Source organism: Pseudomonas fuscovaginae SE-1 (genome assembly GCF_000364705.1).
GTDB lineage: Bacteria > Pseudomonadota > Gammaproteobacteria > Pseudomonadales > Pseudomonadaceae > Aquipseudomonas > Aquipseudomonas fuscovaginae_A.
Genome location: NZ_AQOH01000234.1, coordinates 1 through 12,881 on the forward strand (window position 1 = coordinate 1; position 12,881 = coordinate 12,881).

The window sequence follows — 12,881 nt, forward strand, 5'->3', positions numbered from 1 at the left end:
AAGGAAAAGAACTTCTTCGAGACCCGCGTGATCGAGTACCAGACCGGTGGCGCACTGAGCTGGGACTGATTCGTCCGGCCCGCATGGATCGCGATGCAAGAAGCCCTGACCTGTTCAGGGCTTTTTTATGGGTCGCTGACGGCCTGTTCGCGGGTAGGCCCTGTACCTCACCCAAAACCTCCCGACCAGGCACAACGCCTCCTCGGTGCCAGTCGGCGACCGATAGTCGGATTGCCGAAAAATCCTTTGCTCCAGATCGAAAACAACTGTACAAAAACACAGTATCCAAGTTAACCGATCGATCCTGGAGAGCGCCATGTCCAGCCAAGCTGCCAGTCATGTGATGAGTACTACCGTTGAACGCATGGTCCTGCATCAATTCACCCCGCTGCATTGCAAGCAGGCCCGCGTGATGCTGGGCTGGAGTCGCGAGCGGCTGAGCGAGGAGTCTGGTGTCTCGGTCGACGCCGTGTGCCGCTTCGAGAGAGGGGGTGTCCTGCGGGATGTCACCCGGTTGGCCCTGGCCTTTCGTTTCGAGGCCGAAGGCCTGGTGTTTTTCCCTGGCTTCGCCCCCGGACGCGGGATGAACATCCGGGGGACCACGCCCAACCCGATCGAACGACAGGATTACCAACTGATCGAGTAATCGCCAGCTCGGTGCTATCTGAAGTCCGGGCTCCGCAGGGCACCAGAGGCCTGCTCATAGCCGTAGGCGATCGCCAGCAGTTCGGCGTCGCTCCAACGGGCACCGAAGAAGCTCAGCGCAGTGGGCAACCCATCGGTGTCCATGCCTGAAGGTACGGTTACAGCCGGATAACCGGCAAACACTGCTGTTCCCAGTTCCAGCACCGCATCAGGGTGCGGGTCGCCCAGGAACGCATCCAGTCGGTTGTCCGTCAGTACGCGATCCATGTTGAGCCGGGCTTCATCACGCAGTTCGTCCGAGAGTTTCTGGTATTCGGCCTCGTTGAAGACCAGGGCATTAGCCCGCTTGAGCAGGGCCTGGTTGTGCGCCCCTTCACCGGGAAGCCTGTCGTTGTAATCGACCAGTTCCTGCAAGGTTGCCACCTGCAAACCCGGGCGTTGGGCCAGATAGTCAGGCAGTACACGCTTGATCGTCATGTCGAACAGCCGCGATATGCGAGTGCCATCGCTATCGCTCCAGTCGGTGGACTTCAGGTCGACCGCAACCAGTTCAGCACCGCCATGGCGCAGGACGTCAAGGGCCCGGGCGAATTGCGGATGTTCGTCCAGGTCCTGGCTGCCCGGCTTGAAGCGGCTGGGATAGCCGATGGTCTTTCCTTGCAGTGCATCGGCTTTCAACTTCTGCGTGTAGTCCTGAACGACCGGCACCTGTGCCGTGGCCGGATCCCGCGGATCGAGAGCCGCCAGGGCGTTGAGGAGCAAGGCCGTATCCTTCACCGTGCGAGTGATCGGCCCCGCGGTGTCCAACTCACGCGAGGCCGGGATGATGCCGTGACGACTCAGTAGCCCCACCGTGGGCCGCATACCCACCACACCATTTTTCGAGGCCGGGCAAATCACCGAACCGAAGGTATCGGTACCCAACGACAAGGGAGCGTACCCTGCCGCTATCGCAACCGCAGAGCCCGAACTGGAGCCACAGACATCCCCGTCCAGCGCATGAGGGTTTCTCGTCTGCCCGCCCCGACCGCTCCAGCCATCGGGCAGGCCGTCACCGCGGAAATTCGCCCATTCGCTCATGTTGGTCTTGCCCAGGATAATGGCACCCTGCTCGCGAAGCCGCTGCACGATGAATGCATCCTCCGGCGCCGCAGCGTCCACCATGGCCTGGGAACCGGCTGCCGTCCGCATCTGGTCGGCCGTGTGAATATTGTCCTTGAGCAACACCGGGATACCATGCAGCGGGCCGCGGCCCCTTCCCGCCTTGCGTTCCTCATCCATCGCCCGGGCAATCGTCAGCGCATCGGGGTTGAACTCGATCACGGCATTGAGCGCCGGCCCGAACGCATCCAGGTCGACCGCCCGGGAAACGAGATAGCCCACCAGTTCCAGCGAGGTGAAGCGCCCTTCGGCCAACGCCGTCGCCAACTCCCCGGTACTGGCATACACCATCTCGGCCAGTGCCTTGTTTTCAGCCCTACTGGCCACGATGTCCCCCGGCATGCCGGCATCCTTCACCGGCTCGGCGAACGCAGCCAGGGAAAGGCTATCCAGCAAGACCGCGCAAGTCAGCGCCATCACATGTTTCGTAAGGGTTCCACTCATTGATCATGTCCTGATAAACCAGACGCCGGCGATCCATTTCACCGGCGCCGGGCATACTAATGAGTGGTGGCAGTAGCTGGAGCGCGACTCAATCGCCTGGAACTGATGGAAAAATCATCAGATACGGTAAGGCATGAAACGACACTGCCGAGCTGCCAGTGACGGGCCACGACCGATCACGGAACACCCCGGCTTTACAAACCAGCTAACAGGCGAGCGCAGCCGGCCTCTAGCGGGCGCTGATGGGCGTATCGACCGTCTCCACCTGTTCAACTTCCAGCCACCAGGCACGCCCGCGGTGGGGCTGCATCAGGTTGAAGGCTTCGCCAATGGCCGGGGTGGTGATGGATACGTTGTTGTCCCAGGCCAGCGCCAGGATCCGCTCGAAGGGTTCGTACCAGGCATGGAACGACAGGTCGAAGGTGCCGTTATGGATCGGCAACAACCAACGCCCCCGAAGGTCCAGATGCGCCTGCAGGCTCTGCTCCGGTTGCATGTGCACATGAGGCCAATCGACGTTGTAGGCACCGGTTTCCATCAGCGTCAGATCGAACGGCCCATAGTGCTCGCCGATCTGCTTGAAACCATCGAAGTAACCGCTGTCGCCACTGAAGAAGATCCGCACGTCACCGGCAATCATCACCCAAGAGGCCCAGAGAGTCTGGTTGTTGTCGAACAGTGTCCTTCCGGAGAAATGCTGCGACGGTGTGGCGGCGAAGCGGATGCCATCGACGACCGTCTCTTCCCACCAGTCCAACTGCTGCACCTTCTGCGGGGCAATCCCCCATTTGACCAGCAGGTCGCCAACACCCAACGGGGCCAGGAAGTGCTGGGTCTTGGCTGCCAGCGCCAACACCGCCTGATGATCAAGGTGGTCGTAGTGATTGTGGGAAAGAATCACCGCCTCGATGGGCGGCAGTTCTTCCAGGCTGATGGGCGGCTGATGGAAACGCTTCGGTCCGGCCCATTGCACGGGCGATGCCCGTTCGGAAAACACCGGGTCGGTCAGCCAGAACTTGCCGTGCAGCTTGAGCAGCAGGGTCGAGTGGCCAAGACGAAACACACTGAAGTCGGGAGCCGCCAGCAGCTGCTCACGACTCAGCGATTGCACCGGTACGCTGCCCGCGGGCCGGGTATTGCGCGGTTTCTGGAAGGTCATCCTCCAGAAGATGCCCAAGGTCTTGCCCAGGCCGCCATGGGGGGTAGGCGCCAGGTTGCGAAAAGCGCCCTGCTCTTTCAAGGACGAAGGCTTGTCGAGGGTGCGCGAACGACTGCTCATGACAGGGCGACTCCCAGGAACCCGAAGGAGTTCCCACGTTCCGTTCAGGTACTGAAAGATCATGGCTCGCCACAGGCAAACCTTGACCGGACGATGTTGCAGAAAACAACTACACTACACAGTGTAGTTTCTAGCTTGCGCCAAAGCACTCGCCAAGTAAACTGCCGAGTGTAACTTTTATTAACCTGCCGAAACCTGCCCCATGACCGCTCCCCTGCGCCTCACCGACCGTAAACGCGAAGCCATCATCCAGGCGGCCATCGCGGCCTTCCGCGCCGACGGTTTCGAAGTGACCAGCATGGACCGGATCGCGGCCAAGGCCGAGGTCTCCAAGCGTACGGTATATAACCACTTCCAGAGCAAGGAGGACCTGTTCGCCGAAATCCTCCATCGTCTGTGGGCCAGCAGTGCCGCGCAGGTGGACATGACCTATCACCCGCAACGCCCCCTGCGCGAGCAGTTGCGCGAGTTGCTCATGCGCAAGATGCGCCTGTTCAACGATAGCAACTTTCTCGACCTCGCCCGGGTGGCGATCGCGGCCACCATCCATGCGCCCGAGCGTGCCCAGGACATGGTCTCGCGCTTGGCCAGCCAGGAGGAAGGCTTCAAACAGTGGATCCGCGACGCCCAGGCCGATGGAACATTCAAGTCGGTCGATCCCGAGTTCGCCGCTCACCAGATCTATGGCCTGCTCAAGGCCTTCGCCTTCTGGCCCCAGATCTCCCTCGGCCAGCCACCACTGGATGCAGCTGCACAGACACGTGTCATAGAATCGGCGCTGGATTTGTTTCTTTCCGGCTACGAAGTAGTCAATGAAATGACACTGCCTGCCAAATCGCCTGCCAAACCCTAGAAATGGCTTGGAAGGACACTGATTATTCTTTACGGAATCGCCGACAATATTCATCCTGCTTATCCGACGAATAGCGGTTCCGTGCCGAACACATTGCCTGTGTTCAGATAAAGAAATAAGTGACGCAGAGACCTATGGAAATCCATCGAGGCAAAGGGCAGTCGTTTGCCCGACGCATCTACTTGCCCCGCATGGTAGGCGTCGGCATCGGCTGCTTCAGCATCATTGCCGCACTCGTCCCGTTGTCGATGCCAATCTGGATCTGGGTCCTGCTGGCAGTCAACGCCTTGATCTGGCCGCATGTGGCGTACCGGGTCGCCCGCCGCTCCCACTATCCATATCGGGCGGAGCGGCGCAACATCCTGATCGACTCACTGATGGGCGGCTTCTGGGCCGCGACCATCCAGTTCAATCCCCTCGTCACCGTCAACATGCTCGCGCTGATGACCATGCACAACGTCGCCGCCGGTGGCCCGCGGCTGATGCTCAGGGGCTTCGTCGCGCAGTTGCTGGGGATCCTGGTCTCCTGGCTGATCTTTACCCCCGCGTTCAACGGGGTGACCACCCAGGTACAGATCTACGCCTGCCTGCCGGTGCTGGTCCTCTACCCGATGGTCATCGGCATGGGCAGTTTCCAGGTGGCGATCAAGCTCGCCGACCACAAGCGTGCATTGAGCGCCTTGAGCCGGACCGACAGCCTGACCGGGTTGCTCAATCACGGCACCTGGAAGGACCTGTTGCAGATCAAGTTTCACAAATGCCGGCAGACGCAATGCCAGGCGGCGATCGCACTGATCGACATCGACCACTTCAAGACCATCAACGACAGTTACGGCCATCTGATCGGCGACAGTGTGCTGCGCCAGTTGAGTCGTGATCTGAAGGCCAACCTGCGCGAACACGATCTGGCCGGCCGCTATGGCGGTGACGAGTTCTGCGTGATCCTGCCTGGCCTGTCGCTGGAGCAGGCCAGCGAAATCATGGAGCGGCTGCGCCAGGTCTTCGGCAACTTCCGCAGCGAGGAAATACCGGAACTGCGGGTCACACTGAGCATCGGCCTGGCCCCCTTCCGGGCGAACTTCAAGGACGCCGGTGCCTGGCTGAACGAAGCCGACAAGGCCCTGTACATTGCCAAGAATACCGGGCGCAACAAGATCAACAGCATCAGCGACGAAAACGCCGACGCCTCGGATGAGTACCTGGCCAGCTCCGCCTGAGCACCACTTGACGGCGGCAAAGAACCACACGGCAGATTCTTGTACAAGGCCAGTCTATTTTGTATAAGATTACAAGGCAAAGTGCCATCCATGGAACGCTGGCCTCCGGTCCGCCCCTGCCAGGGTCTACCGGGCCTGGAAAGGGATAGATCTCCCCTCTCTCCGAGTTCTCATGCCATGTTTTTTGCAGCCCATAAGAAAGCCCTGCACGACCTGCAACAAACCATCGACCAACAGGCCCACCTCCTCGCCGCCATCGACCGTTCCATGGCCGTCATCGAGTTCGACCTCAACGGTACTGTCCTGCGCGCCAACGACAATTTCCTCAAGACCATGGGCTATCGCCAGGAGCAGGTGCTCGGCCAGCCCCATCGCATGTTCTGCTCGCCGGCTTATGCCCGCAGTGCCGAATACAGCCAACTGTGGTCACGCCTCAAGGCCGGCCAGTTCGAGTCCGGCACTTTCGAGCGGGTCGCGGCCGATGGCCGGAGCGTCTGGCTGGAGGCCAGCTACAACCCGATTCGTGACGAGGATGGCAAGGCGGTGAAAATCGTCAAGTACGCCATGGACGTCACCGCCAAGATCCAGCAGGAAAGCGAAACCAACGGCAAGTTGCAGGCGATCGACCGGGCCATGGCCGCCATCGAGTTCAACCCCGACGGTACGGTGATCCGCGCCAACCAGAATTTCCTCGACCTGATGGGCTACAGCCAGGCCGAAATCCAGGGCAAGCACCATCGGATCTTCTGCACTGCGGCCACCACCAGCGACAGCGGCTACCAGGACTTCTGGCGTCGCCTGAACCAGGGCGAGTTCTTCAGCGGTCAGTTCGAACGCGTGACCAGGCGCGGCCAAAGCGTCTGGCTCGAGGCCAGCTATAACCCGGTCTACGACGCCAGCGGCAACCTGTGCAAGGTGGTCAAGTTCGCCTCGGACGTGACCCGGCGGGAAGAGAAACATGCCCAGGATGCCATGAGCGCGAGCCAGGCCTATCACATCTCGGTGGAGACCCGTAAGGTCGCCGAGCAAGGCACTGAAGTGATCCAGCAGGCTGCCACGGAAATGCGCGAGATCGCCTCGAACATCGAAGACTCCTCCAACCTGATCGCCAAGCTGGGCGAGCGTTCGGAGCAGATCACCACCATCGTCAACACCATTCGCGGAATCGCCGACCAGACCAACCTGCTGGCCCTCAACGCCGCCATCGAAGCGGCCCGGGCCGGCGAGCAGGGCCGCGGCTTTGCCGTGGTGGCCGATGAGGTTCGCCTGCTCGCGGCGCGCACCAGCGGCTCCACCGCCGAAATATCCAGCATGATCGGCATGATCCAGAACGAAACCCAGCAGGCCATCCAAAGCATGAACGGCACCCGCGACCGGGCGTCCAAGGGCGTCGGCCTGGCGGACGAAGCCGGTACGGTGATCCTGCAGATCCGCGACGGGGCGAGCAATGCCGTACAGGCGGTCAGCATGTTCGCCAACGACAGGGGACACTGAGCCGACACTGGGGCAGTCTTGACCCTCCAGGGCGTCAGCCGGCGTCCTGGAGGGCGTGCACCCGCTTGATTGCACTGCGGCATTGTTCACTTGAGCAAATGCCTATTTTGCTTGCAAACGTGCAGCTCTATAGTCCGGCGCAAAGACCGACAAGCCGGAGGAGCCCCATGGATCTGCGCCCTGCCCTGAAGATTGCCCTGGTCGGCGATCACGACCCGCAAGTGACGGCCCACAAGGCCATTCCGGCAGCCCTGCAACTGGCTGCCCAGGCCACCGGCCTGCAGGTACAGGCCCACTGGGTGGCGACCGACAGCATCGAGACCGCGGACGATCTCGCGGGCTTCGACGGCATCTGGTGCGTTCCCGCCAGTCCCTATCGCAGCCTTGATGGCGCCTTGCTCGCCATCCGCCATGCTCGCGAGCAGCGGCACCCCTATCTCGGCACCTGTGCCGGCTTCCAGTACGCAATTCTCGAATATGCCCGGCACGTGCTCGGCTGGAACGATGCGCAGCACGGCGAGGAGGCTGCGGACTCGTCGCGCGCGGTGATCTCGCCGCTGAGCTGTTCCCTGGTGGAAACCAGTGACGGCATCCGCCTGGTCGAAGGCTCGCGTATCGCCAGGGCCTATGCCAGCCAGCGAACCCACGAGGGTTACCACTGCCGCTACGGCATCAACCCGGCCTTTAAAGCGGCCCTGCTCGACGGTGAACTGCAAGCCGCCGGCCACGACGGCCTGGGTGACCTGCGTGCCGTCGAACTCAGAAACCATCCGTTTTTCGTCGCGACGTTGTTCCAGCCGGAACGGGCCGCCCTGCAAGGCGTCGTACCGCCGCTGGTCAGCGCCTTCCTGAGCGCCTGCGTCGGAGAACGAACATGATTGCCAGCACCCCCCAGCCGCCCTATTACGCGGTGATTTTCACCTCCCTGCGCACCGCCGGCGACCAGGGATACGCCGAAGCGGCCCAGCGCATGCTCGACCTGGCCCGCGAGCAGCCGGGCTTTCTGGGTGTCGAGTCGGCCCGTGGAGATGACGGCCTGGGCATCACCGTTTCGTACTGGCGCGACGAAACGACCATCCTTGCCTGGAAGCAACATGCCGAGCACAGTGAAATCCGCGAACGCGGCCGCTCGACCTGGTACGAAACGTGCCAGACACGTGTCTGCAAGGTCGAGCGCACCTATCGTTTCGATCGCTGAGCCGATCGCCGGGTGGTATCAGCCCGCTACGACCCGGCGCAATGCGGCGATCTGTGGGATGTCCACCCGTTGCATGTACACCCGCAATGGCTCGGTGATGTTGATCCGCTGATCGATGTTCTGATCCAGCAGCAACTGGATCCGCTCCCGGGCCAGGCACATGGCCTCCTGGCCGGCCGGCAGCCAGACGAATTCGCTGGCCGGGATGATGCCGTCGGCGGCCACGTCCATGCCGAATGAATCCTCGCTGAAACGCACGATGTACTGGCCGGTCTTGCGATTCAGGCCCACGAAGCCCTTGAGCTGGTCGGCGGCCTGGCAGATGAGTTCGGAAGTGATGCGCATGGTAAACCTCACTGGAGAGCCCGAAGGCCCATGGGTCGATGGTTTACACACAAGGTAGGCGGCGCGTTTCCCTCTGCCGGGGAAACTGCGGCTAAAGCCTACTGCAAAATCCGTCCGGATTGTGTCGAAAAAACGACACAGGCAGGGTCTGCATTCATTTCGCGATAGCACTTGAAGCATTCAGTTGTTAAAAGGAGGACCTTCACTTCGCACGAAAGGAATTCGCAATGCCTGTCACCTTCAGCGCCGCCACCTTCAAGAAAAGCGCTCTGCTCATGAGCCTGTTGCTGGCCATGGGGCTGGACACGGCACAGGCCGGCAGCACCCCGGCCGAACTCGCAGCCAAGGCCGGGATTCCCCACCCGGCGGTGATCGCCCACCGTGGTGCGTCCTACGATGCTCCCGAATCCACCGCGGCCTCCTACACCCTGGCCCGCGATCTCGGCGCCGACTATCTGGAAATGGACCTGCAGCGCAGCAAGGACGGGGTGATCTTCGCCCTGCACGACAACAACCTGTCGCGCACCACCGACGTCGCCAGCAAGTTCCCCGAGCGCAAGGACAGCCCGGCCAACGAGTTCACCTGGGCCGAACTGCAGACCCTCGACGCCGGCAGCTGGTTCAACAAGGCCTACCCCGAGCGCGCGCGGCCGTCCTATGCCGGCCTTAAAATTCTCAGCCTGGACCAGATCATCGACATCGCCCAGGCCAACCCCGAGCACCGTCCGGGCCTGTACATCGAGACCAAGGAACCCAAGCAGTTTCCCGGTATCGAGCATGACCTGAAGAACAAGCTGCAGGAACGCGGCCTGCTCAGCGTCGAAAAGACCGGTTCCAAGGATAAACCGCAGGTCGGCCAGGGCGCCGGCCGGGTGATCCTGCAAACCTTCGAGAAGAGCAGCCTGGAACTGCTGCAGAAGGAAATGCCGAACACACCGAAGATCCTCCTGCTATGGGTCGGCGAAGGCAGCATCGAACCCAAGTCGAACGTCAGCTTCGCCGACTCCGGCGAGAAGACCAAGGCCGCCTACTACGCCAGGCAGGAACCGAAGGACAAAGCCGAGTTCATCAAGTGGGTCGACTTCGCCAAGGCCAACGGCGCCATCGGTACCGGCCCGTCGGCCGAGCTCACACACGGCGGCGACCAGAGCTATTCGGACCTGGTCAAGCCATGGATGAACCAGTTGACTCACGACAAGGGCCTGCTGGTCCATGTCTATACCGTCGACGAACCGGTGGATTTCAAAAAGGTGATGGACAGTGGTGTCGACGGCATCTTCACCAACCGCGCCTCCGAGCTGCTCAAGTACTTCAAGCGCGCCTCGCCGAAAACCGTGCCGCAAATCCTCGAGGCCAACGGTTACTGAGTGAAGGGCAGCGAATGGAGCGGCGTCCTCTGGCTGGGCCGTGACGGCGCCCTGATCCATGGTGAGCTGGGGCCGACCGCGCCTCATGCCCACTACGCCCACCTGGTGATCCTGGCGCCCGGGGCGCCGGTCACCCTCGGCCTCGATGACCAGGCCATGGACAATGTCCCGCCGGCGATCACCTCACGGACGGGCTCGTAGGGCAGCCAACACTCGGCCGGAAACGACACGCCGAGCGCCAGCAGGAACAACAGCGGCAGACACCCGGGCCGCTTGACCAGCGCCAGCGCGCCCCCGGAAAACCGGCGCATGCGACCTGCTCGACACACACTTCATGGGGACAGTCCTCTTCACGAAGCGTCCAGCATGCAAGCCGTGTCCGAACGGCGATTGAACAAACGACGCAATGATCAGTCAGGCATTACGAGTTCAATTTAAGGCTGAATTAAGTCGCAACACTTAGGCTGACCTCACTGAAATCATCCAGACAAGGAATCCCCCAGATGAAAACCCTGACGACCCTGCTGACCGCCTCCACCCTGATGCTCGCCGCTGGCGTCGCCTCGGCCGATGTCCGTCCCGATCATATTCCCGGCCTGCTGAAATCCGGCACTATCGCCGACTTCGACAAGCTCAACCAGGCGGCCCTGGCCAAGTATCCCGGTGCGACCATCACCGACACCGAACTGGACCATGCCGCGAACGGTGGGTATGTGTACGAAGTCGAACTCAAGGCTGCCGATGGCGTGAAATGGGAAGTCAAACTCGACGCCAAGAACGCCGCCATCCTGCAGGAAAAGCGCGACAACTGATCCCCCGCCGCTGAAACCGCGGGCCGCGCCTTCCACGAGAAAGCCGCGGCTCGTTCGTTTTCCCCACCAATCAGGCCGTGGTGTTGACGGTACCGCCCGAGGTGCTGCCGCCGGACGCCTGCAGCGCCTGGGTCAGGGCCGCGGTGACGGTCTGGATCGAGGCGGAAGTCGTCGCCACCTGGGCGGCGGCGGTCGCCACGGCCGTCGCCTTGGCTTCCTCGCTGTCGTTGCTGGCCTGGGCCTTCTGCAATTGCTGCTCCTGTTCCTGCAACTGCTTCTGCAGTTCGGCCAGTTGCTTGCGCAGTTCCTTGACGGTATCGGACTCCGAACTGGAACTGTCGCTGCCAGCCGCCGCGCCACGGCCAGCCGCCTGGGAACCATTGGCCCTGGTGGTATCGCTGGTGCTGGCGGCGACAGTACCGGTCGTCGTGCTCTCGTCGCCGCTGGCCGCCTTGGTGGCGGTGCTGGTGGACAGGCTTGGAGTAATACTGACCGAGGTGATGCTGACCATGGGAAATATCCTACTGAGGTGGTGATATCCCATCATCGACACAAGGTTGGTCGGTTTGAGACCTATCCTGTATCCCGTTGGTCAGCATCCCGATACATAATCACCCCGGCAGGCCGCCGGTCAGGCCTCGACCCTGGCCGTGACATCGTCCAGTCGCCCCGACAGGCCATACCGGTTGGCACTGGCTCAACCATCAGCCACAGGCCGCGACTGCGCACTTCAACCCGTAACAAAACTGTCAAAAGGCCTTGAGATGATGCCGCACAAGCGAACCTGTAAAAGAATGTTTCAGGCGCTTCATTTCAGCGAGCCTCCATGAACCACAGCCTTGACCAAAGTCACCGCGATCCGGACCTGTTCGGCCTGCTTTACGGTTTCCGCTTTCGCGCCGGCGAGCGCGGCGAGGAAATCGATTCCGCCACCGCCCTGCGGTCTCTGCAACAGCCCGGGGACCATGAAGAGTTTCTCTGGCTGCACCTGAACCTCGCCCACGCGGCCTGCGAACGCTGGATGAAAACCCATCTGTCACTGCCCGACGAGTTCTTCGAAGCCCTGCACGAGGGCTCGCGCTCGACCCGTATCGAACACGTCGACAACGCCTTGCTGGCGGTGGTCAACGACGTGGTGTTCAACCTCGGCAGCCTGACCTCCTCCGATGTCTCAACACTCTGGGTCTGCGCGCGCAGCAAGCTGCTGATCAGCGCCCGGCTGCAACCCCTGCATTCGGTCGACAAGCTGCGCTCCTCGGTCAAGGCCGGCGAACGCTTCCGCTCGCCGCTGGAGCTGCTGGTGCACCTGTTGCGCGACCAGGGCGAAGTGCTGACCCAGATCGTGCGCAAGACCACCCTCAGCGTCGACCAGATCGAGGACCAGTTGCTCGCCCAGCGCGTGACCAACAATCGCGCGGAACTGGGCGCCATGCGTCGGGTGCTGGTGCGCCTGCAACGGCTGCTGGCCCTCGAACCGGGCTCGCTGCTGCGACTGCTCAACCGACCGCCGCAATGGCTGCAGAAGGAAGACGTCAAGGAACTGCGCAAGTCGACCGAGGAATTCTCGCTGATCCTCAGCGACCTCGAGGCCCTGGGCGAACGGATCAAGCTGCTGCAGGAAGAGATCGCCGCCACCGTCAACGAACAGACCAACCGCAGCCTGTTCACCCTGACAGTGGTCACGGTGCTGGCCCTGCCGATCAACATCATCGCCGGTTTCTTCGGCATGAACGTCGGCGGTATTCCACTGGCCGGCGACCCGGAAGGGTTCTGGATCCTGGTGGCCCTGGTGGCGACCTTTACCCTGCTGGCCGGGCGCTGGGCGTTCCGCAAGCGCCAGGATTACTAGAACGACGATGTAACCCGGTAATGGCTGTTTCTGTGGCGAGCGGGCTTGCCCGCGCTGGGCCGCAACGCGGCCCCAAGGTCAGTTGACGCTGTGCGCCTGACAGCATGAGATTGCCGATGTTGCGGCTGCCTTGCAGCCGAGCGCGGGCAAGCCCGCTCGCCACAGCTACCACCGCCAGCAGCCAGCAGCCAGCAGCCAGCAGCCAGCAGCCAGCAGC

At 62.0% G+C, this 12,881-nt stretch carries 14 protein-coding genes and 2 pseudogenes; 12 read left to right on the forward strand and 4 right to left on the reverse strand.

The genetic code is table 11. From position 1 onward, the window contains the following. Both K675_RS33720 and K675_RS0120015 read left to right on the forward strand, forming a co-directional pair. A partial coding sequence (locus K675_RS33720; RefSeq protein WP_232434455.1) for a hypothetical protein occupies positions 1–69 on the forward strand: 69 nt, incomplete at its 5' end. Positions 70–316: 247 nt separating this feature from the next. Next, positions 317–646, forward strand: coding sequence for a helix-turn-helix domain-containing protein (locus tag K675_RS0120015; protein WP_017905258.1), 330 nt, complete (start codon positions 317–319; stop codon positions 644–646). A gap of 14 nt (positions 647–660) precedes the next feature. On the opposite strand, the gene K675_RS0120020 is transcribed toward K675_RS0120015, so the two are convergent. Next, positions 661–2,250, reverse strand: coding sequence for an amidase family protein (locus tag K675_RS0120020; protein WP_232434454.1), 1,590 nt, complete (start codon positions 2,248–2,250; stop codon positions 661–663). Positions 2,251–2,479: 229 nt separating this feature from the next. Further along, positions 2,480–3,529 carry an MBL fold metallo-hydrolase gene (locus tag K675_RS0120025; protein WP_017905260.1) on the reverse strand — a complete coding sequence of 350 codons (1,050 nt, stop codon included), beginning with the start codon at positions 3,527–3,529 and terminating at the stop codon, positions 2,480–2,482. 202 nt (positions 3,530–3,731) lie between these two features. On the opposite strand from K675_RS0120025, the gene K675_RS0120030 reads away from it, so the two are divergent. The 6 genes and pseudogenes from K675_RS0120030 (at position 3,732) to K675_RS0120050 (ending at position 8,291) form a co-directional block, all read left to right on the forward strand. Then, positions 3,732–4,382: a TetR/AcrR family transcriptional regulator gene (locus K675_RS0120030; RefSeq protein WP_017905261.1), complete on the forward strand. Its 651-nt coding sequence runs from the start codon at positions 3,732–3,734 to the stop codon at positions 4,380–4,382. A gap of 134 nt (positions 4,383–4,516) precedes the next feature. Then, positions 4,517–5,599 carry a diguanylate cyclase gene (locus K675_RS0120035; protein ID WP_017905262.1) on the forward strand — a complete coding sequence of 361 codons (1,083 nt, stop codon included), beginning with the start codon at positions 4,517–4,519 and terminating at the stop codon, positions 5,597–5,599. Between the two features lie 177 nt (positions 5,600–5,776). Further along, positions 5,777–6,544 (forward strand): annotated as a pseudogene (locus K675_RS34220) (PAS domain-containing protein); the annotation flags it as partial. A gap of 114 nt (positions 6,545–6,658) precedes the next feature. Further along, positions 6,659–7,093 (forward strand): annotated as a pseudogene (locus K675_RS34225) (methyl-accepting chemotaxis protein); the annotation flags it as partial. Positions 7,094–7,260: 167 nt separating this feature from the next. After that, the gene (locus K675_RS0120045; protein WP_017905264.1) at positions 7,261–7,971 is read left to right on the forward strand and encodes a CTP synthase C-terminal region-related (seleno)protein; all 711 of its coding nucleotides are present in this window, start codon (positions 7,261–7,263) and stop codon (positions 7,969–7,971) included. Beyond that, complete coding sequence (locus K675_RS0120050) at positions 7,968–8,291, forward strand: antibiotic biosynthesis monooxygenase family protein (protein WP_017905265.1); 324 nt, start codon at positions 7,968–7,970, stop codon at positions 8,289–8,291. The genes K675_RS0120045 and K675_RS0120050 overlap by 4 nt, the downstream gene beginning before the upstream one ends. A gap of 18 nt (positions 8,292–8,309) precedes the next feature. Here K675_RS0120050 and K675_RS0120055 read toward each other — a convergent pair whose 3' ends face one another. Further along, complete coding sequence (locus tag K675_RS0120055; protein ID WP_017905266.1) at positions 8,310–8,636, reverse strand: DUF2025 family protein; 327 nt, start codon at positions 8,634–8,636, stop codon at positions 8,310–8,312. Between the two features lie 227 nt (positions 8,637–8,863). Here K675_RS0120055 and K675_RS0120060 point away from each other — a divergent pair, with 227 nt between their 5' ends. The 3 genes from K675_RS0120060 (at position 8,864) to K675_RS0120070 (ending at position 10,815) form a co-directional block, all read left to right on the forward strand. Beyond that, a complete protein-coding gene (locus K675_RS0120060; RefSeq protein WP_017905267.1) occupies positions 8,864–10,003 on the forward strand; it encodes a glycerophosphodiester phosphodiesterase in 1,140 nt (379 codons plus the stop codon). Next, positions 10,004–10,204 (forward strand): hypothetical protein, encoded by a 201-nt coding sequence (locus K675_RS0120065; protein ID WP_017905268.1) that lies wholly within the window; start codon positions 10,004–10,006, stop codon positions 10,202–10,204. It begins immediately after the preceding gene. A 302-nt stretch (positions 10,205–10,506) separates the two neighbouring features. After that, complete coding sequence (locus K675_RS0120070; protein ID WP_017905269.1) at positions 10,507–10,815, forward strand: PepSY domain-containing protein; 309 nt, start codon at positions 10,507–10,509, stop codon at positions 10,813–10,815. A 70-nt stretch (positions 10,816–10,885) separates the two neighbouring features. Here K675_RS0120070 and K675_RS0120075 read toward each other — a convergent pair whose 3' ends face one another. Further along, positions 10,886–11,326, reverse strand: a complete 441-nt coding sequence (locus K675_RS0120075) for a hypothetical protein (RefSeq protein ID WP_017905270.1) — start codon at positions 11,324–11,326, stop codon at positions 10,886–10,888. A 315-nt stretch (positions 11,327–11,641) separates the two neighbouring features. On the opposite strand from K675_RS0120075, the gene K675_RS0120080 reads away from it, so the two are divergent. Beyond that, entirely contained in the window at positions 11,642–12,664 is a 1,023-nt protein-coding gene (locus tag K675_RS0120080; protein WP_017905271.1) for a transporter, read from the forward strand. The last annotated feature ends 217 nt before the right edge of the window (positions 12,665–12,881 follow it).